The organism is Amycolatopsis sp. NPDC051758, from assembly GCF_044453095.1.
In the GTDB taxonomy this organism is placed as follows: domain Bacteria; phylum Actinomycetota; class Actinomycetes; order Mycobacteriales; family Pseudonocardiaceae; genus Amycolatopsis.
Window position 1 is genome coordinate 100,557 of sequence record NZ_JBITCJ010000002.1, and the last position, 24,927, is coordinate 125,483.

At 71.5% G+C, this 24,927-nt stretch carries 22 protein-coding genes; 16 read left to right on the plus strand and 6 right to left on the minus strand.

Annotation, left to right across the window (positions count from 1 at the left end):
* Positions 1 to 3: 3 nt before the first annotated feature.
* Both ACIA5G_RS09790 and ACIA5G_RS09795 read right to left on the minus strand, forming a co-directional pair.
* The gene (locus tag ACIA5G_RS09790) at positions 4 to 918 is read right to left on the minus strand and encodes an alpha/beta hydrolase (RefSeq protein ID WP_395922110.1); all 915 of its coding nucleotides are present in this window, start codon (positions 916 to 918) and stop codon (positions 4 to 6) included.
* On the minus strand, positions 915 to 1,889 hold the full coding sequence (locus ACIA5G_RS09795; protein WP_395922111.1) for a methyltransferase dimerization domain-containing protein: 975 nt from the start codon (positions 1,887 to 1,889) through the stop codon (positions 915 to 917). The genes ACIA5G_RS09790 and ACIA5G_RS09795 overlap by 4 nt, the downstream gene beginning before the upstream one ends.
* A 227-nt stretch (positions 1,890 to 2,116) precedes the next feature.
* On the opposite strand from ACIA5G_RS09795, the gene ACIA5G_RS09800 reads away from it, so the two are divergent.
* The 5 genes from ACIA5G_RS09800 to ACIA5G_RS09820 are packed head-to-tail and all read left to right on the plus strand — an operon-like array spanning position 2,117 to position 7,951.
* The gene (locus ACIA5G_RS09800) at positions 2,117 to 3,853 is read left to right on the plus strand and encodes a dipeptide ABC transporter ATP-binding protein (protein WP_395922112.1); all 1,737 of its coding nucleotides are present in this window, start codon (positions 2,117 to 2,119) and stop codon (positions 3,851 to 3,853) included.
* A complete protein-coding gene (locus ACIA5G_RS09805; protein WP_395922113.1) occupies positions 3,850 to 5,430 on the plus strand; it encodes an ABC transporter substrate-binding protein in 1,581 nt (526 codons plus the stop codon). The genes ACIA5G_RS09800 and ACIA5G_RS09805 overlap by 4 nt, the downstream gene beginning before the upstream one ends.
* A complete protein-coding gene (locus tag ACIA5G_RS09810; protein WP_395922114.1) occupies positions 5,427 to 6,371 on the plus strand; it encodes an ABC transporter permease in 945 nt (314 codons plus the stop codon). The genes ACIA5G_RS09805 and ACIA5G_RS09810 overlap by 4 nt, the downstream gene beginning before the upstream one ends.
* Positions 6,368 to 7,222 carry an ABC transporter permease gene (locus ACIA5G_RS09815; protein WP_395922116.1) on the plus strand — a complete coding sequence of 285 codons (855 nt, stop codon included), beginning with the start codon at positions 6,368 to 6,370 and terminating at the stop codon, positions 7,220 to 7,222. Before ACIA5G_RS09810 ends, ACIA5G_RS09815 begins: the two co-directional genes overlap by 4 nt.
* Positions 7,223 to 7,234: 12 nt before the next feature.
* Positions 7,235 to 7,951, plus strand: a complete 717-nt coding sequence (locus ACIA5G_RS09820) for an alpha/beta fold hydrolase (RefSeq protein ID WP_395922117.1) — start codon at positions 7,235 to 7,237, stop codon at positions 7,949 to 7,951.
* Here the strand turns inward: ACIA5G_RS09820 and ACIA5G_RS09825 are convergent, their stop codons facing one another.
* Positions 7,952 to 8,869 (minus strand): aldo/keto reductase, encoded by a 918-nt coding sequence (locus tag ACIA5G_RS09825; protein WP_395922119.1) that lies wholly within the window; start codon positions 8,867 to 8,869, stop codon positions 7,952 to 7,954.
* A 51-nt stretch (positions 8,870 to 8,920) separates the two neighbouring features.
* Here ACIA5G_RS09825 and ACIA5G_RS09830 point away from each other — a divergent pair, with 51 nt between their 5' ends.
* Entirely contained in the window at positions 8,921 to 9,655 is a 735-nt protein-coding gene (locus ACIA5G_RS09830) for an SDR family NAD(P)-dependent oxidoreductase (protein WP_395922121.1), read from the plus strand.
* Here the strand turns inward: ACIA5G_RS09830 and ACIA5G_RS09835 are convergent, their stop codons facing one another.
* Positions 9,656 to 10,936: an amidohydrolase gene (locus tag ACIA5G_RS09835; RefSeq protein WP_395922123.1), complete on the minus strand. Its 1,281-nt coding sequence runs from the start codon at positions 10,934 to 10,936 to the stop codon at positions 9,656 to 9,658.
* Positions 10,937 to 10,992: 56 nt separating this feature from the next.
* Here ACIA5G_RS09835 and ACIA5G_RS09840 point away from each other — a divergent pair, with 56 nt between their 5' ends.
* From ACIA5G_RS09840 to ACIA5G_RS09850, 3 genes are read left to right on the plus strand one after another with little or no spacing between them, the layout of a single operon-like run.
* Positions 10,993 to 12,096, plus strand: coding sequence for a zinc-binding dehydrogenase (locus ACIA5G_RS09840; RefSeq protein WP_395923496.1), 1,104 nt, complete (start codon positions 10,993 to 10,995; stop codon positions 12,094 to 12,096).
* A gap of 10 nt (positions 12,097 to 12,106) precedes the next feature.
* Entirely contained in the window at positions 12,107 to 13,057 is a 951-nt protein-coding gene (locus ACIA5G_RS09845) for an aldo/keto reductase (protein WP_395922124.1), read from the plus strand.
* Positions 13,054 to 13,884 carry an alpha/beta hydrolase gene (locus tag ACIA5G_RS09850; protein WP_395922125.1) on the plus strand — a complete coding sequence of 277 codons (831 nt, stop codon included), beginning with the start codon at positions 13,054 to 13,056 and terminating at the stop codon, positions 13,882 to 13,884. The genes ACIA5G_RS09845 and ACIA5G_RS09850 overlap by 4 nt, the downstream gene beginning before the upstream one ends.
* 79 nt (positions 13,885 to 13,963) lie before the next feature.
* Here the strand turns inward: ACIA5G_RS09850 and ACIA5G_RS09855 are convergent, their stop codons facing one another.
* Positions 13,964 to 15,403 carry a GMC family oxidoreductase gene (locus ACIA5G_RS09855; protein WP_395923497.1) on the minus strand — a complete coding sequence of 480 codons (1,440 nt, stop codon included), beginning with the start codon at positions 15,401 to 15,403 and terminating at the stop codon, positions 13,964 to 13,966.
* Positions 15,404 to 15,541: 138 nt separating this feature from the next.
* Here ACIA5G_RS09855 and ACIA5G_RS09860 point away from each other — a divergent pair, with 138 nt between their 5' ends.
* The 6 genes from ACIA5G_RS09860 (at position 15,542) to hpaD (ending at position 22,642) form a co-directional block, all read left to right on the plus strand.
* Positions 15,542 to 16,978, plus strand: a complete 1,437-nt coding sequence (locus ACIA5G_RS09860; RefSeq protein WP_395922127.1) for an aldehyde dehydrogenase family protein — start codon at positions 15,542 to 15,544, stop codon at positions 16,976 to 16,978.
* Between the two features lie 73 nt (positions 16,979 to 17,051).
* Positions 17,052 to 18,470 (plus strand): fumarylacetoacetate hydrolase family protein, encoded by a 1,419-nt coding sequence (locus tag ACIA5G_RS09865; protein ID WP_395922128.1) that lies wholly within the window; start codon positions 17,052 to 17,054, stop codon positions 18,468 to 18,470.
* The gene (locus ACIA5G_RS09870; RefSeq protein WP_395922129.1) at positions 18,452 to 19,120 is read left to right on the plus strand and encodes a GntR family transcriptional regulator; all 669 of its coding nucleotides are present in this window, start codon (positions 18,452 to 18,454) and stop codon (positions 19,118 to 19,120) included. The genes ACIA5G_RS09865 and ACIA5G_RS09870 overlap by 19 nt, the downstream gene beginning before the upstream one ends.
* Before the next feature lie 29 nt (positions 19,121 to 19,149).
* On the plus strand, positions 19,150 to 20,097 hold the full coding sequence (gene dapA, locus ACIA5G_RS09875) for a 4-hydroxy-tetrahydrodipicolinate synthase (RefSeq protein ID WP_395922131.1): 948 nt from the start codon (positions 19,150 to 19,152) through the stop codon (positions 20,095 to 20,097).
* Positions 20,094 to 21,602, plus strand: a complete 1,509-nt coding sequence (hpaE, locus tag ACIA5G_RS09880) for a 5-carboxymethyl-2-hydroxymuconate semialdehyde dehydrogenase (protein WP_395922132.1) — start codon at positions 20,094 to 20,096, stop codon at positions 21,600 to 21,602. The genes dapA and hpaE overlap by 4 nt, the downstream gene beginning before the upstream one ends.
* The gene (gene hpaD, locus ACIA5G_RS09885; RefSeq protein WP_395922133.1) at positions 21,599 to 22,642 is read left to right on the plus strand and encodes a 3,4-dihydroxyphenylacetate 2,3-dioxygenase; all 1,044 of its coding nucleotides are present in this window, start codon (positions 21,599 to 21,601) and stop codon (positions 22,640 to 22,642) included. The genes hpaE and hpaD overlap by 4 nt, the downstream gene beginning before the upstream one ends.
* Here the strand turns inward: hpaD and ACIA5G_RS09890 are convergent.
* Entirely contained in the window at positions 22,625 to 24,373 is a 1,749-nt protein-coding gene (locus ACIA5G_RS09890; RefSeq protein ID WP_395922135.1) for a S9 family peptidase, read from the minus strand. The genes hpaD and ACIA5G_RS09890 overlap by 18 nt on opposite strands.
* Positions 24,374 to 24,477: 104 nt before the next feature.
* Between ACIA5G_RS09890 and ACIA5G_RS09895 the strand changes: the two genes are divergently transcribed.
* Positions 24,478 to 24,927, plus strand: a complete 450-nt coding sequence (locus tag ACIA5G_RS09895) for an ATP-binding protein (protein ID WP_395922137.1) — start codon at positions 24,478 to 24,480, stop codon at positions 24,925 to 24,927.

The window sequence follows — 24,927 nt, forward strand, 5'->3', positions numbered from 1 at the left end:
CGTTCAGGCGAAGATCCCCCGGAGGTAGGCCGCCACCTCCGCGTGTGACCGCGGGGACGCCGGCAGATCCGTGTACAGCCCGTAGAACCCGTGGATCTGCCCCGCGTACCGCGTGAGGTCCACCGCTACCCCGGCCTCGGACAGTCGCCGCGCGAAGGCCTCTCCTTCGTCACGGAGGACGTCGTATTCCGCCGTCAGCACCAGCGCCGGTGGCAGGCCCGACAGGTCCCGGGCTCGCGACGGCAGCAGGTACGGATCGTCCAACCGGGACGGATCCGGCGCGTACTGCGCGAAGAAGAACCGCATTGCGTCGGCCGTCATGCCGTAGCCGGTCGCGAAGTCTGCGTAGGACGCGTGGCCGTCGTCGGGGTGGCCGAACACCGGGCAGATCAGCACCTGGGCCGCGATCGGCGGGCCGCCGCGGTCGCGGGCGATCAGCGAGACCACTGTGGACAGGTTGCCGCCCGCGCTTTCGCCGCCGACGGCGATCCGGGACGGCGCCACCGCCGGTCCGGCGCCGCCCGCGGCCAGCCACTCCAGCACCGCGTAACAGTCCGAAGGCGCCGCCGGGTAGGGGTCTTCGGGTGCGAGCCGGTACTCGACCGCGGCGACCGCGACCGACGCGGCCGCGCACACCGCCCGGGACGCGACCTCGTTCTCCTCGACCGAGCCGATCGTCCAGCCACCGCCGTGGATCCAGACGAACACCGGCACCGGACCCGCAGCCTCCGGCAGGTACAACCGCACCCGGACGCCGCCGGGGAGACGAAGGTCGGTCACGGAAGCGACCGGAGCCACCGCACCCGGCTGGGGCCGCGAAGCGGCAAAGGCGGCACGCAGCTCCACAGCCGTCAGCGGCCGGGCGGGTCCTTCGGGGCTGCGGGCGAGCAGCTCCCGCACCGCCGGGTCGAGGCTCATACCGCCTCCGCCACGAGGACCCGCGGCGAGCCGGGCAGCGTCAGCCGGTCCACCGGCCGCCAGCCGGCGTCCGACAGCCAGCCGCGGACCTCGGCCTCCGGGTACACCACGGTGCCGTCGATGACCAGGTACTCCCCCGCGTGCAGCACGTCGAGCGGGCGCGGCACCACGTCGTCGTCGAGGAAGAAGTCGAGCAGGAGCAGCCGCGCACCCGGCGCCGCCGCGGCCCGGGCGTGCCGGAGGATCGCCCGGTTCTCGTCGACGGAGAACCGGTGCACCACGTGGTTCACCATCACCAGGTCGAACTCCCCCGCCGGCTGGGCTTCCGCCGTCGGCGCACCGCTGACGGAAACCCGATCCGCGAACGAAGCGACCGCTTCGGTCACCGACGGCACCGAACGCGGGTCGTAGACGAACGTCGCACGCAGGACGTCGTTCGCCCGCAGGGCTTCCAGGGCGAACGACGCCGAGAGGCCGCCCAGGTCCAAGAGGTTTTTGACATCGCTGAAGTCAAAAGCGCGAGCCAACATTCGGGCGTGTAGGGCGTTATACACCATCACTCCACCGAGGAACGTGTCCCAGCGGTCGCCGGTGAGGTCGAGCGCGCCGGGTTCGCCGGTGTCGGTGGTGTGCGCGAACTGCTGCCAGTGCGGGTAGCTGATGGTCTCGAGGAAGGTCAGGAACGGCGCCAGGTCCAACCCCCCTCCCCCGAGGTACGCGGCCGTGTCGGGTGTGAGCGCGTAGCGACCGTCCACGCGGGACAGCAGACCCAGTGACGACAGGGCGTCACCGAGGATGCGGGTGATCTTCTCCGGCCGGCCCGTGCGCGACGCCAGTTCCGCGGCGCTCGAGGGTCCGGCCGCCAGCGCCGGGAACAGGCCGATCCGGTTGGCCGCGAAGAGCTGTTGGGCCGCCATGTAGCCCACGGCGATGTCCACGATGCGTTCCGGCGTGGCTGGGGTGGTCGTCACGTCGTCCTCCTTCTGTTCGACCCGGACACTCTACATGCGTAGATAAAAGAATCCAGTGCCGATTTCCCACGCGCAGCAACGGAAATCTGTCGTATTTCAACTTCCTACGTTCGTAGAATAAAACCATTGACACGGTCTCCGGGGAGTGTCAACATGCGTAGAACTACCCCTGCCGGTGCCCGGCAGTCCGGCCCGCCCGTCGTGGCGGGCACGAGGAAGGGGAATCCATGACGCTGCTCGAAATCCGGGATCTCACCGTCGGTGTGGTCACCGATGACACCGAGCGCGAACTCGTGCGGGAGCTGTCCCTCGATCTCGGGCAAGGGCGGACGCTCTGCGTGGTCGGCGAGTCCGGCAGCGGTAAGACCGTGACGGCCCTGTCGATCATCCGGCTGCTCGAGTTCGTCGCCCCGGTCCGCACCCGCGGGGCGATCACGGTCGACGGTGTGGACGTCACGCAGCTGCCCGCCGAAGAAATGCGCGCCTACCGGGGCACGCGGATCGGCATGATCTTCCAGGAGGCCCTCGACTCGCTGAACCCGGGCCGGCGGGTCGGCGGGCAGCTCGTCGAGGCCTACCGCGAAGCCGGCTCGCTGCCGGGCCAAGCCGCCCGCCGGGGCAGCCCGCTGCACAAGCGGGCCGAGGTCAAGGCCCGCCGGCTGCTGACCGAGGTCGGGCTCACCGACACCGACCGGATCCTGCGCCTGTACCCGCACCAGATGTCCGGCGGCATGCAGCAGCGCGTGATGATCGCGCTCGCCCTGATGGCCGACCCCGATCTGCTCATCGCCGACGAGCCGACCACCGCGCTCGACGTCACCACGCAGGCGGAGATCCTCACGCTGTTCGACCGGGTGCGCCGCGACCACGGCACCGCGTGCGTGTTCATCACCCACGACATGGGTGTCGCCGCGCAGGTCGCCGACCGGATCGCGGTGATGTACCGCGGCCGCCTCGTCGAAACGGGTTCCCGCGACGACGTCCTGACGCGGCCACGGCACCCGTACACCCGGGCGCTGCTCGGCTGTGTGCCGCAGCTCGGAGTCAGCCGCCGCGACGGCTTCCCGACCATCTCCCCCGCGCTGCTCGAATCCGCGATGGCCGGCGAGACGACCGAGGCCGTCGAGACTCGGATGCTGAAGCCGCACCCCCAAGCGGACCACAACGGCACTCCGCTCACCATCACCGCGGTGTCCAAAGTGTACGGCCGAAAAGGACACCGGGTGCAAGCCGTGCGCGACGTCTCCCTCGAGATTCCGCCGGGTGAGTTCTTCGGCCTGGTCGGCGAGTCCGGCTCCGGCAAGTCCACTCTCGGCCGGCTGGTGAGCGCGCTCGAGCCGCCGACGTCGGGCACGGTCGTCTTCGGCCCGCACGGCATCACACCCGCCGGGCTCACCGGCGACGAACGTGCGTTCCGCCGCCGGGTCCAGCTGATCTTCCAGGACCCGCAGAGCTCGCTCGACCCCCGCCACACCGCCGCGCGGATCATCGCCGAGCCGCTCAAGGAGCTGACCCCGCTGCGCGGCGCCGAGCTCGAGCGGCGGGTGGCCGACCTGATCGAGGAGGTCGGCCTCCCGCGGGACACCGCGGGCAAACTGCCCTCCCAGCTCTCCGGCGGGCAGCGGCAGCGCGTCTCGATCGCCCGCGCCATCGCCGCCGGGCCGGAGCTGATCGTCGCCGACGAGCCGACGTCGGCCCTGGACGTCTCGGTGCAGGGCCAGGTCATGAACCTGCTGCTGGACCTGCGCCGCACCCGCACGCTCAGCCTGCTGTTCATCACCCACAACCTCAGCCTCGTGCTGTCGGTGGCCGACCGCGTCGGCGTGATGTACCGGGGCGAGCTGATCGAGACGGGCACGCCCGACGAGATCCGGCTCTCCCCGCGTCACGACTACACCCGCCGGCTGCTCGCCGCCAATCCCGACCTGCCCGCCCTCCCCTACACAGGATCGACGCGCCCATGAAGAGAATTCCTTTGCTCGCCGCCCTCACCTCCGCGGCCGCGCTCCTCGCCGGCTGCATGGGCGGCGCGGGACCGACCACCGGCGCCGCCGACGGGCCACCGGTCCGCGGGGGCAACCTCACCGTCGCCGTCCCCACCGATCCGCAGTCGCTCGACATGGTCGCCAACCCCGGCCAGGTCACCGCGCAGATCGGCAACATGATGTACGAGAAGCTGTTCGAAGTGGACCAGCACTTCGTCGCGCGGCCGATGCTGGTCGACACGTTCACCACCAGCCCGGACCGGCTGACCTACACGTTCAAGCTCCGGCCGGGCGTCACCTTCCAGGACGGCAACCCGCTCACCGGGAACGACGTCGTCGCGAGCCTGCAGCGCTGGCAGAAGAGCCACCGCACCGGCCAGCTGGTGACACCGGACATCACCACGATCGCCGCGCCGGACCCGGCCACCGTGACCATTCACCTGAAGCGGCCGCGCTACCCGCTGATCGACGAACTCGCCGGCGCGGGCACCGAGATCTACGAGGCGAAGAACCTCGTGGGCCTGCCCGCCACCGGCTTCGGCCAGGACAAGGCGATCGGGACCGGCCCGTACAAGCTCAAGAGCTGGGACATCGGCCAGCAGCTGGTGCTGGCGCGCTACGACGGGTACAAGTCGCGGTCCGAAGAGGACTGGGGCGGCCAGGCCGGCGCCAAGCACGCCTACCTCGACACCGTCACCTACAAGATCGTCGGCGACCAGGACGCCCTGATCAACGGCCTGCAGACCGGCCAGTGGGACCACGCGATGCCGGCCAACGACCAGTACGAGCAGCTCAAGGCCAACCCGAACCTCGTGGTGCACAACCTGCCGGGCGGCAACGAGAACGTCATCATCCCCAACTTCAACCCCGGCTCGAAGTTCGCCGACCCGCGGGCGCGGCAGGCCCTGAACCTGCTGCTGGACAAGCCGGCCATCAACGCCGCCACCGGTGGCAGCAAGGACCTGACGATCGAGACCGGCGCGTTCGCCTCGCCGGACAACCAGGCGTCGTACTCGACCGCCGGCGACGACGTCTACCGGCAGCACGATCCGGCCCGCGCAACTGAACTGCTCGCCGAGGCCGGGATCACCGCCGGGGCGACGATCCACATCGTCACCACGAACTCCTACCCCGAGTTCGGCAAGTGGGCCGTGCTCATCCAGGACGAGCTCGGGAAGATCGGGCTGCAGGCCAAGATCGACACCTACGACTTCGCCACCATGCTCGGCACGCTGACGAAGGACCCGGGCGGCTGGGACATCACCACGCTGTTCTTCGACTCGTCACTGACCTCACCCGCCCAGATGCCCGCGCTCACCCTCGGCACGCTGAACGGTTCATCGTCGCCGGAGCTCGACGGGCTGATGACCGAGTTCAACACCTCGACCACGCCGGAGCAGGCCAAGGCCGTCATCAACAAGCTCCAGGCCTTCACCTGGAAGCAGCTGTCCGTGATCACGCTGAGCCAGTCGAAGCTCTACGCGGCCTACACCCCACGCCTCAAGGGGTACGGCGACTTCTACCGCGTGTTCTGGAACGCCTGGCTGGCCGCATGACCCGGGTGCTGCTGCGCCGGCTGCGCGACCTGGTGATCATCCTGGTCATCGTCGGCACGATGATGTTCTTCGTCATCCGGCTGATCCCGGGTGACCCGGCCCAGGCCATCCTCGGCCCGACCGCACGCCCGGCGGACGTCGCCGCCCTGCGCTCGAGCATGGGCCTGGACGGCTCGCTCTGGCAGCAGTACCTGAGCTGGGCCGGGCACGTGCTGCGCGGCGACTTCGGGACGTCGATCACCTACCACCAGCCGGTGCTCGGCGTGGTCGCCGGGCACATCGTGCCGACGCTGACGCTGGCCGTGCTGTCCACGGTGATCAGCTTCTTCCTCTCGGTCGTGATCACGTCGTGGCAGGCGGTGTCGCCACGCAACCCGGTGGCCCGCGCGCTCGACCGGGTGTCCTCGCTCGGCATGGCCATGCCGGACTTCTGGATCTCGCTGGTGCTCGTGCTCGTCTTCTCGGTGACGCTGCGGTGGTTCCCGTCCAGCGGTTACCACGACCTGTTCACCGATCCGGTGGCCGCGGTGCCCGCGCTGGTGCTGCCTGTGACCGTGCTCGTCATCGGGCAGACGGCGTTGTTCGTGCTCACCCTCCGCGAGAGCGTGCTCGGTGAGCTCCCGCTGGCCTACCTGCGCACCGCCCGGGTCAAGGGCTTGCCCGAACGGCGGGTCATGCTGAAGCACGTCCTGCCCAACGCGCTGATGCCGCTGGTGACCCAGCTGGGCAGCAACTTCGCCATGCTGGTCGGCGGGATCGTCATCATCGAGTCGATCTTCGTCGTGCCCGGGCTCGGGCACCTGCTGATGGGCGCGGTGTCCACTCGCGACTTCCCGCTGATCCAGGGTGTGACGTTGTTCGTCGCGGTGCTGTTCGTCGTGGTCAACCTGCTGGTCGACCTCTCCTACGCGCTGCTCGACCCGAAGGTGCGTGTCGCGTGAACCGCAACCGGACGCTCGTGGTGGGTTCGGTGCTGCTGGGCCTGATCGTGCTCGCCGTGGTCGTGCTGCCGTTCTTCCTGCCGAGCGTCAGCGCGACCGACCCGGTGCACCGGCTGCTGCCGCCGTCGGCCGGGCACCCGCTCGGCACCGACTCGTTCGGCCGCGACGTGCTGGCCAGGCTGGTGTCCGGCGGGCGGGCGTCACTCGGGCTGTCCGCGTTGATCACGTTGTGCGCGGCGTTCTCCGGCATGGTGATCGGCCTGGTCAGCGGGTTCTACCGGGCGGCGGACGCGGTGCTGATGCGGCTGATGGACGCGTGGATGTCGTTCCCGGCGATCATCCTCGCGATGGCGCTGGCCATCTCGCTCGGCGCCAGCATCTGGACCGAGCTCATCGCGCTGACGGTGATCTTCACGCCGTTCACCGCCCGGGTGATCCGCAGCCGTGTCCTCGGCATCGCCGGCCGGCAGTACATCGGCGCCGCGCGCGTGTCCGGGATGAGCCGCCGGAAGATCCTGCTGGTGCACGTGTTCCCCAACGTGCTGCCGCTCGCGCTGGTGCAGGTCGTCATCCTCGCCGCGGCCGCCATGCTGGTCGACGGCGCGATGAGCTTCCTCGGCCTCGGCATCGCCCCGCCCACGCCGACCTGGGGGATCATGATCGCCGAGGGCCGCTCGTACCTGGTCACCGCGCCGTGGCTGGTGGTCGTGCCGGGCGTGACGATCATGCTCTGCGTGTTCCTGCTCAACCTGATCGGCTCCGCGCTGCGGATCGCCGTCGATTCCCGCGCCCGCACGCTCGGTGAGCTGCAGCGCCTGCGTGTGCGCCGTCCCGCCCGTTCCCGCTCGTAGGAGAGACCTTCCTTGACTCCCCCGACCTCCCTGGCCGTGCGCCGGTTCTCCCCCACCGGCCGGCCCGCCGGTCCGCCGGTGCTGCTCCTGCACGGGTTCGCCTCCGACGGCGCCACCGACTGGGTCAGCACCGGCTGGCCCGTCGCCCTCACCTCCGCCGGCCGCGAGGTCCTGGTGCCCGACCTGCCCGGTCACGGCTCGAGCCCCGCACTCCCCGACAGCACGCCGAAGTCCATCACCGGCGAGCTGACCCTGGCGGTCGGCGACGTGTCCGAAGTGGACGTGGTCGGCTACTCGCTGGGGGCGCGGCTGGCGTGGGAACTGCCGGCGCTCCTGCCCGTCCGGCGGCTGGTGCTGGCCGGGCTCAGCCCGCACGAGCCGTTCGGCGCCGTGGACCTCGACGCCGCGCTGGCCTTCGCCGCCGGCGGGCGGCTCCCGGCCGACCCGCTGACGGCGGCGATCGCCCGGATGATCACCGCGCCCGGCCGCGACCCGGTGGCCCTGGTGCGCTGCATCGAGGGTCTGCGCCGCGAACCGTTCGCCCCGCGGATCGGGACGATCGGGGTGCCGACCCGGTTCGTCGCGGGCCGGGACGACCCGGTCAGCCAGGGCATCGAGACGCTGGTCCCCCTGGTGCAGGGCAGCGATCTGCTCCTGGTACCCGGCGACCACGGTGGCGCGCTGCGCGGCGGGCCGTTCCGGACCGCCGCGCTCACGTTCCTCTCCTAGTCAGGTGCCGTCGGGATTGACGTCCTGGTCCAGCCAGAGGTGGTTGACGGCGGCACGGACTTCCTTGCCGTGGATGCGGGCCAGGTCGAGCGCGCCGAGGTTGTCGGTCAGCTGCTCGGCCCGGCTCACTCCGAACAGGACGTTGGCCACCGGTGTGTACGCCAGGCAGAACGCCAGCGCCAGCTGAGCCCGCGTCACGCCGAAGTCCGCCGCGATGGTGCTCAGCTCGGCTGAAGCGTCCACGATGGACTCACGGATCCCACCCGGGTCGGCGCCGATCTTGCGGGTGGGCGCCGAGTTGCCCAGCAGGACACCGCCTTCGAAGACGTCGGACGCCTGCAGCACCAGCCGCCCGCTCGCGAAGTGCTTGCGGTAGCACTCCCCTTCGGCCATCGAGCGGCGGGCGATCGAGTACTTCAGCTGCGCGAACTCCGGGCCGGGCAGGCCTTCGCGGTCGGCGAACCCGCACGCCAGGTCCAGATCGTCGGCGAGCCAGTTGTTGACACCCCAGCCGCCGATGCGCCCGGCCCGCACCTGCGCGGCCACCTCGGTGACCACCCGCGGGACGTCCGGGCGGTCACCGTAGTCGCCCACCACGACCAGGTCGGCGTGGTCGACGCCGATCCGCGCGAGTGACGTCTCCAGCTGCTGCTCGAACCCGGTGCGCGGGTAGTCCCACAGCCAGAGCTTCCCGCACAGCAGGTAGTCGTCGCGGGTGATCCCGGCGGCCCGCACGGCCTCGCCGAAGAGGATGTCGGTGCGGGAGTTCTCCGCGTGCGGGCCGAAGTTGTAGTGCGCCACGTCGAACACCGTGACGCCGGCGTCGACGGCGGTCTTCAGCAACCGGACGGCGTCGCCGAAGTCCATCCGGTCCCAGGTGTTCCACGAGCCGAGGCCGAAGGCCGATCTGCCGATCACGCTCACGAGTTTTCCTTTCGCTGCAACGCCTCATACGTCTACGATTGTAGAATGAAAACACGGATCGTGGTGATCACCGGCGGTGCGAGCGGCATCGGCCGGGGTGTCGCCGAAGCGTTTCTCGCCGCGGGCGAGCGAGTTGTGCTCGCCGACGTCGACGCCCGCGCGGCGCACGACGCCGGCCGGGAGCTCGGCGCGGAGCACGTTGAACTCGACATCGCCGACCCGGCTTCCATCAAGGCGGCTCTCGACCTGGTCACCGCCCGGTTCGGGCCGGTGGACGTGCTGGTCAACAACGCCGGGCTCGCCGGCGGTGGCGGCCCGCTGACCGAGCTCGACGTCGAGGTGTTCGACCGGTGCGTGCGGGTCAACTTCCGCGGCACGTTCCTGATGACCCGTGCGGTGGGCGCGCACATGGTCGCGGCGGGAACACGCGGCGCGATCGTCAACGTCTCGTCGATCGGCGTCCGGCAGCCGACACCCGGGCTCGGGCACTACGAAGCCACGAAGGCGGCCGTCGACGCGCTGACCCGGTCCGCGGCGCTGGAGCTGGCGCCGCACGGGATCCGCGTCAACGCGGTCGCGCCCGGCCCGGTGCGCACGCCGATGACCGCCGGGTTCGCCGCCGACACCGCGGCCCGCGCGGCCTGGGAGGCACGGATTCCGCTGGGGCGGATCGCGGCCGTCGAGGACGTGGTGCCCGCCGTGCTCTTCCTGGCCTCGCCCGCCGCCGGGCACGTCACCGGGGTGAGCCTGGCGGTGGACGGCGGCCAGCTGCTGACCTGACTATCCCTTGTGGACGATCCGGCCGCCGGTCACGGTCAGCTCGAACGCGACCGACGGCAGGTCCGCCAGGGGGACGTCCACGGGATTGGCGGCCAGGACGCAGAAGTCGGCGGCCATGCCCGGTTCGAGGGAGCCCTTCCAGCTCGCGGAGCCGTCTTGGACGGCGGCTTCGGTCGTGTAGCAGCGCAGCAGCCGGGCGGTGAGGTCCGGCGTGACGCCGTGTGCCCCCAGCAGCTCTCCCGCCGCCGCGAGGTGGACACGCCAGTCGGGGGTGACGACCGGCGCGTCGCTGCTCAAGGTGAGCCGGACGCCGGCGTCGAGGATCTCCTGCAGCGGCCACGCCGTTGCGGCGACGTCGTCCCCGAGCGCCGCCGCGACCAGTGGCCGCATCGCCGTCGCGATCGCGGGCTGAGTGGTCAAGCCGACTCGCCTCGCCGCCATCCGCCGCAGCTGCGCCGGGGTGACGAGGTCGCCGTGCACGAGGTGGTCGCCGTCTCGCAGATGAGCAAGGGCCGCTTCGATGCTGCGCTCCCCCGTCGCGTGCACACCGACGACCAGGCCCTTCCGGTGCGCCAGGGTGATCATCCCGGCCAGAGCGGCCGCGCGACCTTCGGGGCCGTCGACGAGCAGCGCGCCGTGGGTGCCGTCGGCGTAGCAGTGGTGCGTCCAGGCCGTGCGCATCGGCGGGATGCCGTCGGCGAAGATCTTGACTCCGGTGACCGCCAGCCACTCCGGGTCGGTGTCCGGCACCGGCGTGTCGAGGCCGCGCGCGAAGTCCGGCAGTGCACTGGCGCCGTCCAGCAGACCGAACAGGCGCAGGACGGTCACGCGGGCTCGCAACAGTCCTTCGTGGAGCAGGGCCGCGTACTCGTCCAGGACTTCCGCCGAAAAGCAGCCGGATTCACCGGGACCGAGCCCGGGCTCGGTGTAGCTCGTGATGCCGAGGGACGCGCAGATGTCACCCGCACGCAGGATCGCCGTGCGCCGCTCGGCCGTCGTCGTGACGGCGTTTTCCTCGTGCGCCGGGCCGAGCAGCGGATGCGGCCAGCGGGCGCCGAGCCAGGTCGCGTGCAGGTGTGCGTCGTTGATTCCGGGCAGCACCGTGCGCCCGGCCAGGTCGAGGACTTCGGTGTCCGGTCCGATGTGGTCGTCGAGGTCGCTCAAGGCAACAACACGACCGTCGCGCACTGCGACGCCGTCCGCCACCGTGCCCGCTGTGTCGAAGGTGAGCACGGTGCCACCTCGGACCACCAGATCCGCCGGGATTTGCTGTGCCGTCATGGTTTCCTCCCGGACCTGGACTTTTTCTTCCACGAATGTAGACTAAAAAGATGGCTCTGCCCACCCACACGGAGGCCGCCGTCCTCACCGGCCACCACGCCCCCCTCGAACTGCAGGAACTTCCGCTGCCCGCGGAGCCGGAGCCCGGCGCCGCCCTCGTCCGGCTCACCTGCACCACGTTGTGCGGCACCGACGTCCACCTGTGGTCGGGGCAGCTGAGCCTGCCCGGCATGCTGCCGATGGTGCTGGGTCACGAGATGGTCGGCGAAGTGGTCGCCGCCGGACCCGGCACCACCGACACACTCGGCCGCGATATCCACCCCGGCGACCGCATCGGCTGGTCGGAGTCGACGTGCGGGAAGTGCCACGGCTGCACGATCCTGCGTGAACCGGTCGCCTGCGAAAGCCGGGGTTACGGATTCCTCCAGCGTGCCGACCGGTTCCCCTACGCCACCGGTGGTCTGGCCCGGCTGTGTTACGTGACGCCGGGCGCGGCGAAGCTACTGCTGCCGGACGACGTCGAGGACACCTGGGCGTCGATGTCCGGCTGTGCGGGCAAAACCGTGCTGCGCGCGGTGGCGCGGTCGGGCGGTATCCGTCCGAACGCGACGGTCGTCGTCCAGGGCGCGGGTGCGCTCGGGGTGTTCGCCACCGCCGTCGCGCGGCTCTGCGGCGCCGGTGCGGTGATCACCGTCGGCGGCCCGGCCGGCCGGCTCGAAGCGGCCGAACGGTTCGGCGCCACGGCGACCGTGTCCGTCGACTCCACCCCGGCGGACCGCATCGAGCAGGTGCGTGAACTGACCGGCGGCCGCGGCGCCGACCACGTTTTCGACTTCGCGGGCGGCCCGACGATCGGTGAGGAGGCTGTCGCCTTCGCCGCGCAGCGCGGAACGGTCGCGATCGTCGGGTCGACCGGCCCGGCGCCCGCTCCCGTGCCGCTGGGCACGGTGATGGGCAAGGAGCTGACGATCGCCGGTTCGCTCAACGGCGACATCGCCGACTACCACCGCTCGGTGGAGTTCTTCCGCGCCTTCGCCGGACGGATGCCGTGGGCCGAGCTGTTCAGCCCGCCGGTCGGGCTGGCCGGCGCGTCCACCGCCGTCGAGTCGATGTCCCGGCTCGGCGAGCTCAAAGCCGTCATCGACCCCCGACTGCCCTAGGAAGGTTCCCGTGAGCATCCCCCAGCGCCGCATCGGACCCGACGGCCCGCACACCGGCGTCCTGTCCCTGGGCTCGTGGCACACCTACGACCGGATGGACTTCCGGGAGGCCGTGACCCTGCTGCGGACCGCCGTCGACGCCGGCATCACGCTGTTCGACGTCGCCGTGTACGGCTTCCCCGGCAGCCCGCCGGTGTTCACCGACGTCCTGTTCTCGGCGATGGTCCGGGCCGCGGGGCTGCGGCGCGAGGACTACCTTTTGTCGGCGAAGCTGTGGCTGGAGGGTTATCCCGCCCAGAGTCTGCGCGCCCAACTCGAGAACGCGCTGTTCCGCGCCGGAGTGTCGCACGCGGACCTCGTCATCCTCGGTGACCTGCGGCGGGAGGACACCGATCTGCAGGCTCTCGTCGCCGACCTCGCTGATTTGCGCTCGGCCGGGCTGATCCGGCAGTGGGGTGTCAACAACTGGTCGGCGCCGTCGATCCGGGCGGTGCACAACTTCGCGCTCGCCGCCGGTGTGCCCGGGCCGGCCATCGCGCAGCTGAAGTACAGCGTCTCTCGACGGTCCATTCCGGACGGTGCGCCCTTTGCCGAGGTGTTCGGCTCGCTGGGTGTCTCGTTGCAGTCGTCGGACGTGTTCGAAGGTGGGGTGCTGCTGGGCAAGGGCGGCCGCCAGGTGGGCCGGGACCCGGGTGACGTCCGGCAGCGGATCGCCGATTCGGCGTCCGAGGTGCAGAAGGTCGCGGCGAGCCTGGGGGCGACGCCGGCGCAGCTGTGCCTGGCGTTCACGCTCACCCACCCGGCGAACACCACAACCCTGTTCGGCGCGACGAGCGTCGAGCAGCTTTCCGACAACCTGGCAGCGGTCGCCCTGGTGGACCGGGTGGGGGCCGCGTCGCTGCGTTCACTCGTCGAGCCGTTCTGCGCGGACCGCGACGCCGTCGACACGGAGGGGCCATGACCTCGCCCGAACTGTCCGCGATGCGCGCCGCGCTCCGCAACCTCACTCCGGCGGAGGCGATCGGCGACCGGGACATCGTGTGGTCGGATCACGTCCTCGACGGTGGTGTGGTCGTCACGGTGCTGCGGCCGCGGCGCGCGCGGCCGGACGCGCCCGGGCTGTACAGCATCCACGGGGGCGGCATGGTCATGGACGACCGGTTCGCCGACCTCCCGCGGCTGGTGGCGTTGATCGAGGAGTTCGGGTTCGTCTGCGCGACGGTCGAGTACCGGCTGGCGCCCGAGCACCCGCATCCGGCGCCGCTCGAGGACTGCTACGCGGGTCTGGTGTGGTTCGCCGCCGAGTTCGGTTTCTCCCGGCTGGTCGTGGGGGGTGGCAGTGCGGGTGGTGGGTTGAGCGCGGGAGTGGCGCTGCTGGCGCGGGATCGCGACGGGCCGGCGCTGGCCGGGCAGCTCCTGTTGTGCCCGATGCTCGACGATCGCACCTCGGCGGACCTCCCTGACCTCGTCTGGACCCGCGAAGCGAACGAATTCGGCTGGCGCAGCCTGCTGAATGGGCAAATCTCGCCGTACGCGGCACCGGCACGGATGGCGGACCTTGCCGGGCTGCCGCCGGCGTTCGTGGAGGTGGGTGGGGCGGAGTTGTTCCGCGACGAGGACGTGGCCTACTCCCAGCGGCTGGCCCAGGCCGGAGTCCCGACCGAGCTGCACGTCTGGGCGGACGCCCACCACGGCTTCGACCGGTTCGCGCCCGAGGCGGAGGTGACCCGGGCGGCGCTGGCAGCCCGGTCGTCGTGGCTGCGCCGCCTGCTCGGCGAGAGCGAGTGAAGGCGGCGCCGCATCGGCCGGACTCGCAGACCGCTCGTCCGGCGGCAACAGCGAATCCGCGGTACCAGTTGCCCGGTACTCAGCCGCCGAGGATGAACCGCGCCGCCTGTTCCCCCACCAGCACCGCCGGTGCGTTCGTGTTCCCCGTCGTCACCCGGGGCAGCACCGACGCGTCCGCCACTCGCAGCCCCTCCAGCCCGTGCACCGCCAGGGTCGGGTCCACCACCGCCGAGGTGTCCGTGCCCATCCGGCACGTGCCGACCTGGTGGTGGTACGTGATCGCCGTCCGGCGTACGTACTCCCTTACGTCCGCGCCGGCCGACGGGTACAGCTCTCGCGCGCCCCACTCCGCCAGCGCCGGAGCTCGGCCGACCTCGCGGCACTGCTCCACCGATGCCACCAGGCTCTCGAAGTCGGCCGGCGACGCCAGCGCCGCGAGGTCGATCAGCGGCGCGTCCTCCGGCGACGGCCCGGACAACCGCAGGCTGCCGCGGCTCTCCGGCGACACCATGCCCGCCATCAGCGAGAACCCCGTCGGTGGCCCGGTCATCCACGGCTCGTACATCGGCACGCTGAAGCAGATCGGCTGGGTGTCCGGGACGGCCAGCTCCGGCCGGCTGCGCCAGAACCAGTGGACCTGCGTGACCGACCGGCCCGGCGACGGCGGGTCCACCGGGCGGTCCGTCGCGAAGATCACCGGGGAAAGCAGGTGATCGTGGAGGTTGCGGCCCACCCCGGGCAGGTCCGTGACGACGTCGAGGCCGAGCGCGGCCAGCTCGTCCGCCGGGCCGACGCCGCTGCGCAGCAGGATCGCGGGCGAGGCCAGCGCACCCGCCGCGAGCACCACCAGGTCCGCGGACAGTTCACGCACCGTGCCGCCGACCGAAGCGACAACCCCGGTCACCCGGCTGCCGGAGAACCGCAGCCGGTGCACCAGCGCTCCCGTGTGGACGGTCATCCGCGAGGCGACCGGAGCACCGTAGGCGTGCCAGGTGGTGAACCGCCGGTTGCCGCGCAAGGTGATCTGCTGGACCGACACCCCGTCCAAGGTTCCGCTGTTGTAGTCCGGGTTCAAGACGAGACCGACCTGACCACAAGCGTCCACTATGGACTGCTGGATCGGGTGCAGCGGCTCGTTCGGGACGACGTCGAGGAGGTCCTTCTCGATCCGTTCGAACACCGGTGCCACGTCGGACCAGGTCCAGCCGGGCAGGCCCCAGCCGTCGTAGTCGGCGGGTGCGCCGCGGACCCAGATCATCGCGTTGAGCGCGTGCGAGCCGCCGAGCACCTTGCCGCGTGGCAGGTGCAGCCGGCGGCCGGCCGCGTGCGGCTGCGGGACGGTGTACAGGTCCCAGTCCTCCGGCCCGTGCCACAGCTCCCCCGCCCGGGCGGGATCGTGGATGGCGGGGTTCACGTCCGGCCCGCCCGCTTCGAGGAGCGTCACCGCCGCGCCCGCGTCCACCAGCCGCCGGGCCACCACCGAGCCGGCCGAGCCGGCGCCCACCACGATCACGTCCATGGGTTCGAGCCTGGTGCCTGCGCCGCCGCGCATGAAGTTTTCCTTCGCCGTCGGTCAACGGGCATGCGTGAGCGGACAAGACCCACCCCGTCCTGGGCCCCGATACTCGCCTCATCCAAGGCCGAGGAGGAACCCGGGATGGCGACACGCCTGTGCATCGACGGACAGTGGACCGAGGCCGGCGGCGGGACGATCCCGACGCTCGACCCGGCCACCGGCCGGGTGCTCGAAGAGGTCGGCACCGCGTCGAAGGCCGACGTCGACGCCGCCGTCGCGGCCGCCCGGCGTGCGCTGACCGCGCCGGAGTGGGCCGGGCTCCTCCCGGTCCGCCGCGCCGCGCTGCTGTTCCGGCTCGCCGACCTGATCGAGGAGCACCACGAAGAGCTGGCCCGGCTGGAGACGCTCGACCAGGGCCAGCCGATCGGCGTGTCCCGGCAGGTGAGCGCGACCGGCGCGGCCGAGCACTTCCGCTACTACGCGGGCTGGGTGACGAAGCTGCAGGGCACCACGAACCCGGTGTCCTTCCCCGACACCCTCCACTACACCCGCCGGGAGCCGGTCGGGGTGAACGCGCTGATCACGCCGTGGAACTTCCCGCTGATGATCCTCGCCTGGAAGCTCGCGCCGGCGCTGGCCACCGGCAACACCGTGGTGATCAAGCCCAGTGAGGTCACGCCGCTGACCAGCATCCGCCTGGTCGAACTCGCCCACGAAGCCGGGATCCCGGCGGGTGTGGTCAACCTCGTCACCGGGGACGGCGCGGTCGGCGCCCTCCTGACCGAGCACCCGGACGTCGACCACGTCTCCTACACCGGCTCGACGGCGGTCGGGAAGCTGATCACCGCGGCGAGCGCGGCGTCCAACCTCAAGCGGCTCACCCTCGAACTCGGCGGCAAGGCCCCGAGCATCATCGCGGCCGACGCCGACATCAACGCCGCCGTCGCGGGCAACCTCGCCGGCGCGACGCTCAACACCGGCCAGGTCTGTGCAGCCTACACGCGGTTCTACGTCGACCGCAAGCGCGAGCAGGAGTTCGTCGACAAGCTGGCCCGTGGCCTCGACGGCCTGCGGCTGGGCCCGGGCACCGACGAAGCCACGCAGCTCGGCCCGCTCGTCTCGGCGAGACACCGTGAACACGTCGACTTCCTCGTCACCACCGGCCGCGAGCAGGGTGCCGACCTGGTCACCGGCGGCCGTCCGGTCGACGGTGACGGCTACTTCTACACCCCGACCCTCTTCGCCGGCGTCACCGACGACATGGCGATCATGCGCGAGGAGATCTTCGGCCCGGTCCTGGCCGTGACCGCCTACGACGACGGTGACGAGCTGCTCGCCCGCGCCAACAACACCGAGTACGGCCTGGCCGCGACGGTCTGGACCCGCGACATCCGCACCGCCCAGCGCTACGCCGACGGCATCCGGGCCGGTGCGGTGTTCGTCAACATGCCGCCGGTCCCCGACATGGCCGCGCCGTGGGGTGGTTACAAGGCGTCCGGCTGGGGCCGCGAGATGGGGCCGTGGGCCCTGGACGCGTACACCGAGACCAAATCCGTGTGGCTGCACTACGGGACCTGAAAGGGGGTTCCCCCGTGTCGCAGATCGTATATCATTTGGAATATCTTCTCGCACCGGCAGGCAGGAACCACGGATGACCAGCATCGGGCGGCCCGGCAAGATCATCGCGCTGCACCTCAACTACCGCTCCCGCGCCGCCCAGCGCGGCCGGGTGCCGCAGCAGCCGTCGTACTTCCTCAAGCCGCCGACGTCGGTGGCGGCGAGCGGCGACGTGCTCGAGCGCCCGGCGGGCACCGAACTGCTGGGGTTCGAAGGCGAGATCGCACTGGTCATCGGCCGCACCGCCCGCCGCGTCCCGCCCGAGGACGGCTGGTCGTACGTCGGCGGCGTCACGGCCGCCAACGACTTCGGCGTGTACGACCTCCGGTACGCCGACAAGGGCAGCAACCTGCGGTCCAAGGGCGGCGACGGCTTCACCCCGCTCGGCCCCGCGGTGCTGCCCGCCGCGCACGTCGACCCGGCCGCGCTGCGCCTGCGCACCTGGCTCAACGGCGAACTCGTCCAGGAGGACACCACCGGCGACCTGCTCTTCGGCTTCGGCCGGCTGGTCGCCGACCTCTCCCAGCTGATCACCCTCGACCCCGGCGACGTCGTCCTGACCGGCACCCCCGCGGGCGCGTCGGTCGCCACCCCCGGCGACGTTGTCGAGGTCGAGGTCGACACCGCCGGGCACACCACCGGCCGGCTGGTCACCCCGATCACCGAAGGGACCGTCCCGTTCGGACCGTACGGCGCGCTCCCCCGGGTCGACGAGCAGCAGCGGGCGGACGCCCACGGGACGGCCGAGCCGGGGTTCGACCTGACCCCGGCTCTCAAGGAGCGCATCGAATCCGTCGGCACCGCAACACTGTCCGCCCAGCTGCGCAAGCGCGGGTACAACGCGGTGTCCATCGACGGGCTCACTTCGACCCGGCCCGGCACCAGGCTGACCGGCCGCGCGCGCACCCTGCGGTATCTGCCCTACCGCGAAGACCTGTTCAAGAAGCACGGCGGCGGTTACAACGCCCAGAAGCGCGCGATCGACGGCCTCGGCCCCGGCGACGTCCTGGTCATGGAGGCCCGCGGGGAGCGCGGCACCGGGACCGTCGGCGACATCCTCGCGCTGCGGGCGCAGGTGCGCGGCGCGGCCGGGATCGTCACCGACGGCGGCGTCCGCGACCTGGCCGCGGTGTCCGCTTTGGACATTCCCACCTACCACGCCGGGCCGCACCCGGCGGTGCTCGGCCGGCGGCACGTGCCGTGGGACGTCGACGTCGCGATCGCCTGTGGCGGCGCGGCGGTGTGTCCCGGTGACGTGATCGTGGGTGACGCCGACGGTGTCCTGGTCATCCCGCCGGACCTCGTCGAAGAGGTCGTCGACGGGGCGATCGAGCAGGAGCTGCAGGAGACGTTCATCGCCGAGCAGGTGGCCGCGGGCGAGCGTGTCGAGGGCCTCTACCCGATGGACGAGCACTGGCGCGGGAGGTACGCCGAATGGCTCGCGAAGCGGTGAACGGCGCCGCGATGAGCAAGTCGCGCATCGCCTACCAGTGGATCAAGGCCCGGATCGCCGACGGCACCTTCTCCCCCGGCTACCGGCTGGTGCTCGGCCAGCTCGCCCAGGAGCTCGGGGTGAGCGTGGTCCCGATCCGCGAGGCGATCCGGCTGCTGGAGGCCGAAGGCCTGGTGACGTTCGAGCGCAACGTCGGCGCCCAGGTGGCGATGGTCGACGAAAGCGAGTACCAGCACACGATGCAGACCCTCGCGCTCGTCGAGGGGTACGCCGCCGCCCTCGCCGCGCCGCTGCTGCTCCCCGGCACGCTCGAGCGGGCGCGGGCACTGAACACCGAACTGGCGGACTGCCTCGGGCACTTCGAGCCGGCGCGGTTCACCGCGCTCAACCGGGACTTCCACGCCGTGCTGTTCGACGCCTGCCCCAACCCGCAGGTCCTCGACCTGGTCCGGCGCGGCTGGGACCGGCTGAGCGGGCTGCGGACCTCGACGTTCAGCTTCGTGCCGGGCCGGGCCCGGGAGTCGGTGGCCGAGCACCACCACATCCTCGGCCTGCTCGGCGAAGGCGCCCCGGCCGCCGAGGTCGAGCGGGCCGTCCGCGACCACCGGCTGGCCACGCTCGACGCGTTCCTCGCCCACCGTCATCCCTGACGCAGGAAGACCGACACAGGAGAGAAGCCATGCGATTCCGCTCCGACCCCCAGGCCATCCGCGGGTCGATCGCGCCGTTGATGACGCCGTTCACCGCCGGCGGCGCGGTGGACCACGACGGCTTGAAGAACCTCGTGCGCTGGCAGCTCGCTTCGGGCACGCACGGGATCTCCATCGGCGGGTCCACCGGCGAACCGGGTTCGCAGACCATTGCCGAGCGCGCGGAGGCGATCCGCACGGTGGCCGCCGAGGTCGGCGACCGGGTGCCGTTCGTCCCGGGCACCGGCTCGGCGAAGCTCGACGAGACCCTCGAACTGACCGCCGCCGCACGCGACGCCGGGATCGACGCGGCGCTCGTCATCACGCCGTACTACGCGCGGCCCACGCAGGACGCGCTGTTCGTCTGGTACCGCACGGTCTGCCGGGAGTTCCCCGACCTGCCGATCGTCGCCTACAACGTGCCGAGCCGGACCGCGGTCGACCTCGCGCCGGCCACGGTCGCGCGGCTGTTCCGCTCGTGTGACAACTTCGTCGGCATCAAGGAGACGACGAAGGACTTCGAGCACTTCTCCCGCGTGCTGCACCTCTGCGGGCGCGAGCTGCTGGTGTGGTCCGGGATCGAGCTGCTCTGCCTGCCGCTGCTGGCCCTCGGCGGCGCCGGGTTCGTCAGCGCGACGGCCAACATCGCCCCCGCCGCCTGCGCCGAGATGTACACCGCGTGGCAGTCCGGCGACCACGAGCGCGCGCGGGAAATCCACTACGGCCTGCACCCTCTGGTCGACCTGCTGTTCGTCGAGACCAACCCGGCGCCCGGGAAGTGGGTTCTCGAACAGCGCGGGCTGATCGCTTCGGGCCACGTGCGGCCCCCGCTGATCTCGCCGACCGAAGCCGGCCTCGCCCGGATCAAGGACTTCATGGCGGAAGGCGAGAAGTACCTCTCGCCGACCGAAGGCTTCACCGTGAAAGGAACGGTATGACCCACTACGTCCCGGAAGGACTGCCGGGCGAGCTGAAGCACTACATCGGCGGTGAGCTCGTCGACAGCGTCTCCGGCAAGACCTTCGACGTGCTCGACCCGGTGTCGAACACCCCGTACGTGACCGCGGCCGCGGGCCAGGCCGAGGACGTCGACCGAGCGGTCGCCGCGGCACGCCGGGCGTTCACCGACGGGCCGTGGCCGCGGATGCTGCCGCGAGCGCGGGCCAGGGTGCTGAACAAGATCGCCGACGCCGTCGAAGCGCAGGACAAGCGGCTCGCCGAGCTGGAGACGTTCGACACCGGGCTGCCGATCACCCAGGCGCTCGGGCAGGCGCAGCGCGCCGCCGAGAACTTCCGGTTCTTCGCCGACCTCGTGGTCGCGCAGGCCGACGACACCTACCAGGTGCCCGGGCGGCAGGTGAACTACGTGCACCGCAAGCCGGTCGGTGTCGCCGGGCTGATCACGCCGTGGAACACACCGTTCATGCTGGAGAGCTGGAAGCTTGCACCGGCGCTGGCGTCGGGTTGCACGGTGGTGCTCAAGCCGGCCGAGTTCACGCCGCTGTCGGCGAGCCTGTGGGCGGAGATCTTCGCCGGCGCGGGCCTGCCGGAAGGTGCGTTCAACCTGGTCAACGGCTTCGGCGAAGAAGCGGGTGACGCGCTGGTCAAGCACCCGGACGTCCCGCTGATCTCGTTCACCGGCGAGACCACCACCGGGCAGACGATCTACCGCAACTGCGCCGCCGGGCTCAAGGGCATGTCGATGGAGCTGGGCGGCAAGTCCCCGGCGATCGTGTTCGCCGACGCCGACCTCGACGCGGCCCTCGACTCGACGCTCTTCGGCGTGTTCTCGCTCAACGGCGAACGCTGCACCGCGGGCAGCCGGATCCTCGTCGAGCGGCCGATCTACGACGAGTTCTGCGCCCGGTACGCCGCGCGCGCGAAGAACATCGTGGTCGGCGACCCGCACGACCCGGCCACCGAGGTCGGCGCACTGGTGCACCCTGAGCACTACGACAAGGTGATGAGCTACGTCGAGCTGGGCAAGTCCGAGGGCCGGCTGCTCGCCGGCGGCGGCCGTCCGTCCGGTTTGGACAGGGGAAACTACGTGGCGCCGACCGTGTTCGCCGACGTCGCGCCGGACGCCCGGATCTTCCAGGAGGAGATCTTCGGGCCGGTCGTCGCGCTGACGCCGTTCGACACCGAAGCCGAGGCACTCGCCCTGGCCAACAACGTCAAGTACGGGCTGGCCGCCTACCTGTGGACGTCGAACCTGGCGCGGGCGCACACCTTCGCGCAGTCGGTGGAGGCCGGGATGGTCTGGCTGAACTCGCACAACGTCCGCGACCTGCGGACGCCGTTCGGCGGGGTCAAGGCGTCCGGCCTCGGCCACGAAGGCGGCTACCGCTCGCTCGACTTCTACACCCACCAGCAGGCGATCCACGTCTCGCTCGGGCCGGTGCACACCGCCCGGTTCGGCGCCGACGGGAAGGGAAAGTCATGACCGCCACCCCGCCGGACGTCCTGCGCTGCGCGTACGCCGAACTCGTCGTCACCGACCTGGCCGCGTCGCGGGCGTTCTACGTCGACGTGCTCGGGCTCGTCGTGACGCACGAAGATGCCGAGGCGCTCTACCTGCGGGCGTTCGAGGAGTACCTGCACCATTCCCTGGTGCTGCGGAAGGGTTCCACGGCTGCCCTGGGCGTGCTGGCCTACCGCGTGCGGAGCGCGGCGGACCTCGACCTGGCCGAGGCGTACTACCGGTCGCTCGGCTCGAGGGTGGAACGCCGCCCGGCGGGCGCGACCCGCGGCATCGGCGAGGCGGTGCGCGTGCTCGACCCGCTCGGGTTTCCGGTGGAGTTCTTCCACGAGGCCGAGCACGTCGAGCGGTTCACCCAGCGCTACGACGTCCACGGCGCCGGCGCGCTGTCCCGGCTGGACCACTTCAACCTCGACACCCCGGACGTCCCGGCGGCCCGGAAGTACTACGAGGGCCTGGGTTTCCGCGTCTCGGAGGACATCCAGGACGACGAAGGCACGGTGTACGCGGCCTGGATGTTCCGCAAGCCGACGGTCCACGACGTCGCGCTGACCGGCGGTGACGGCCCGCGGCTGCACCACATCGCGTTCGCCTCGCACGAGCGGCACCAGATCCTGCACATCTGCGACCACCTGGGCGCGCTGCGGCAGTCGGGCGCGATCGAGCGAGGCCCCGGCCGCCACGGTGTGTCGAACGCGTTCTACCTCTACGTCCGGGATCCCGACGGGCACCGCATCGAGATCTACACGCACGACTACTACACCGGCGACCCGGACAACCCGGTGATCACCTGGGACGTGCACGACAACCAGCGCCGTGACTGGTGGGGCAACCCGGTGGTGCCGAGCTGGTACACCGACGCGTCGGTGGTGCTGGACCTCGACGGCGCGGTCCAGCCGGTCGAGGCGCGGTCCGAACCGCGCGAAGCCGACGTCACGATCGGCGCGGACGGTTTCTCGTTCAGCACCGGGGAGACGGAGTTCAAGCTAGGCGAGCAGGTGTAGGAACCACTCGCGCGTGCGGCGCAGGACGTCGAGCTGGTGCTCGCGTTCGCGGATCGAGTGCTGCTCCCGCGGATAGACGACGTACTCGTGCTCCTTCCCGGCGAGGGCCTGGTGCAGGAGTTCGGCCTGCGAGAGCGGGACATTGGGGTCGTTCTCGCCGTGCAGGATGAGTACCGGGGTGCGGATCTTCGCGGCGTGGGTGATCGGGCTGTTCTCCGCGCCGCCCAGCGCGGCTTCGAACCGGCTGTGCTCACCGGTGACCGCCATCAGCGGCCAGTCGGTGACACCGGCGCCGACCAGGGCCGCGGCGAAGCGGTCGGTCTGGGTCACGGCCCAGGCCGCCATGAACCCGCCCTGGCTCCAGCCGCCGATCCCGAGCCGGTCCGGGTCGGCGACGCCGTCTTCGACGAGCCGGTCGATCCCGCTGAGGACGTCGGTGAAGTCGGCACCGCCGACGTCGCCGGCGACGCTCTCGGCGAAGGCGTGCCCGTGGCCGAGGCCGCCCCGCGTGTTGGGCAAGAACACCGCGAAGCCGGCGGCGGCGAGCCACTGCCCCGACGGGTACCAGCCCAGGTTGAGCCGGTCGGCGTACCGGTCGTACGGTCCGCCGTGGACGAGGGTGACCAGCGGAAACGGGCCGTCGGCCCGAGTCTTGCCGGGCGGCAGGACGAGGAGGCCGTCGAGGTCGAGACCGTCCGGGGCGCGGTGGTGGAGGCGGTGCTGGGTGCCCCACCGGATGTCCTCGGGTGCGGTCTCGCTCAGCCTGCGGAGCCGCTCCGGGGGTCCGGCGTGGACTTCGTCGGGCTCGCCGCCGCTGCTCGCGACCACTGCGACGGCGCCCGTTTCGCTCACCGTCAGGCCGGTCAGCGCCCCTCGTGCTTCGGCGACCTTCACCCAGGTCTCCGCGCCGGGGTCGAACTGCCGGATCGTGGTGTCGAGGCCTTCGGCGAACAACGCCAGCCCGCCGGGCGCGAGTTCCACGGGGCAGACGGTCAGGCCGGCGGTGAGGTTGTGGTGCCCCGGCACGGCGAAGACGGCGTGGCCGCCGATCAGGCCGGGCGGGGTGAGGCCGAGGTAGTACAGGTGCCACTCGTCGCCGTGCCGCCACCAGGCGAGGGAGGTCGCTTCGAGCGCGGGAGCACCGAGGTCCCGGACGGCGTTGGTGGCGGGATCGACCAGGTACAGCCCAGGTTCGAACACGCCGCGCGCGCGGTCGGCGCTCGACCAGGTGAGCACGGCGAGGGCGCCGTCCGGCCGGGCGGCGATTTCGCGGACGTGGCGTTCGCCGAGGTCACCGAGGGGACGGACGGCGCCGGTGCGCGGGTCGAGCAGCCACAGCCGGTCGAGCCCTTTCTCGGCGGCGACCAGCACGACCTCGTCCGACAGCGGCTCGTAGGCGGTGATCCCCGCGGGCCGGTCCGTCAGCTGCTCGGGCTCTTCACCGGTGAGCCGGATCCGGTAGAGCTGCGCGGTCCCCCGTTCGGCGCGGTCCGAAAGGAAGAACACCGTGTCCCCGGCCCACCGCGGTTCGTGGTCCTCGGCCAGGCTCGGGGCGAGCTCCCGCGGCGGCGCAGCGCCGTCCGCGGGCACCAGCCACAGGCCGCTGACCGGGTGCTCCCCGGTCCGGCCGACGGTGGCGCTCACGAACACGACCCACCGGCCGTCCGGGGAGATCCGCGGGGTGCGCGGCACCACCCGGTCGACCACGGTTTCCGCCGTCAGTTCCCGCACTCGCGGTACCCCCGTTCCGTTGAATCCAGTCTGCCAGGCCCATCCGGGCGGCGGGTGACGCCGAACACCTCGTGGGGGCGGCCGGGTGTGAGGGAGCGATGGGGATGGACGTCGAAGCGGCCGGCTCGGTGCCGCCGGAGTGGGCGCAGGCGGTGGAGTGGCTCAGCCTGCGCGTGGCGACGGCGGCGGAGCTGACGCTCGACCTGAGCACGCGGCCCTCCCTGCGCCGGGTCCGGGCGACGGTCGCCGACTGCCTCGCCTTCGGACGTCCGCGCGAAGAGCCCCTCGGTGCGCTGTTGCTGGTGGTCGACGAGCTGGTCGGCAACGCCTACCGCCACACGGCCCGCCCGTCGTGGCTGCGGGTGACGCGGCAGCGAGGCGGTCTGCTGGTCGAGGTGTCCGACGAGGACGCCACGATCGGAAAGGTGGCGGCGGGCGGCGGTTACGGCTTGCGCCTGGTCGAGCAGCTCTCGCACGGCTGGGGGGTCCGGGTCACGGAGCGCGGGAAGGTCGTGTGGGCGATGGTGCCGACCCGGATGTTCCGCGGATTCTGA

Excerpts from the sequence above, each read along its gene's own strand:
- ACIA5G_RS09790 (WP_395922110.1), bottom strand. The coding sequence starts at position 918 with ATGAGCCTCGACCCGGCGGTGCGGGAGCTGCTCGCCCGCAGCCCCGAA.
- ACIA5G_RS09800 (WP_395922112.1), top strand. The coding sequence starts at position 2,117 with ATGACGCTGCTCGAAATCCGGGATCTCACCGTCGGTGTGGTCACCGAT.
- ACIA5G_RS09805 (WP_395922113.1), top strand. The coding sequence starts at position 3,850 with ATGAAGAGAATTCCTTTGCTCGCCGCCCTCACCTCCGCGGCCGCGCTC.
- ACIA5G_RS09810 (WP_395922114.1), top strand. The coding sequence starts at position 5,427 with ATGACCCGGGTGCTGCTGCGCCGGCTGCGCGACCTGGTGATCATCCTG.
- ACIA5G_RS09830 (WP_395922121.1), top strand. The coding sequence starts at position 8,921 with ATGAAAACACGGATCGTGGTGATCACCGGCGGTGCGAGCGGCATCGGC.
- ACIA5G_RS09835 (WP_395922123.1), bottom strand. The coding sequence starts at position 10,936 with ATGACGGCACAGCAAATCCCGGCGGATCTGGTGGTCCGAGGTGGCACC.
- ACIA5G_RS09850 (WP_395922125.1), top strand. The coding sequence starts at position 13,054 with ATGACCTCGCCCGAACTGTCCGCGATGCGCGCCGCGCTCCGCAACCTC.
- ACIA5G_RS09855 (WP_395923497.1), bottom strand. The coding sequence starts at position 15,403 with ATGGACGTGATCGTGGTGGGCGCCGGCTCGGCCGGCTCGGTGGTGGCC.
- ACIA5G_RS09860 (WP_395922127.1), top strand. The coding sequence starts at position 15,542 with ATGGCGACACGCCTGTGCATCGACGGACAGTGGACCGAGGCCGGCGGC.
- ACIA5G_RS09865 (WP_395922128.1), top strand. The coding sequence starts at position 17,052 with ATGACCAGCATCGGGCGGCCCGGCAAGATCATCGCGCTGCACCTCAAC.
- ACIA5G_RS09870 (WP_395922129.1), top strand. The coding sequence starts at position 18,452 with ATGGCTCGCGAAGCGGTGAACGGCGCCGCGATGAGCAAGTCGCGCATC.
- dapA (WP_395922131.1), top strand. The coding sequence starts at position 19,150 with ATGCGATTCCGCTCCGACCCCCAGGCCATCCGCGGGTCGATCGCGCCG.
- hpaE (WP_395922132.1), top strand. The coding sequence starts at position 20,094 with ATGACCCACTACGTCCCGGAAGGACTGCCGGGCGAGCTGAAGCACTAC.
- hpaD (WP_395922133.1), top strand. The coding sequence starts at position 21,599 with ATGACCGCCACCCCGCCGGACGTCCTGCGCTGCGCGTACGCCGAACTC.
- ACIA5G_RS09895 (WP_395922137.1), top strand. The coding sequence starts at position 24,478 with ATGGACGTCGAAGCGGCCGGCTCGGTGCCGCCGGAGTGGGCGCAGGCG.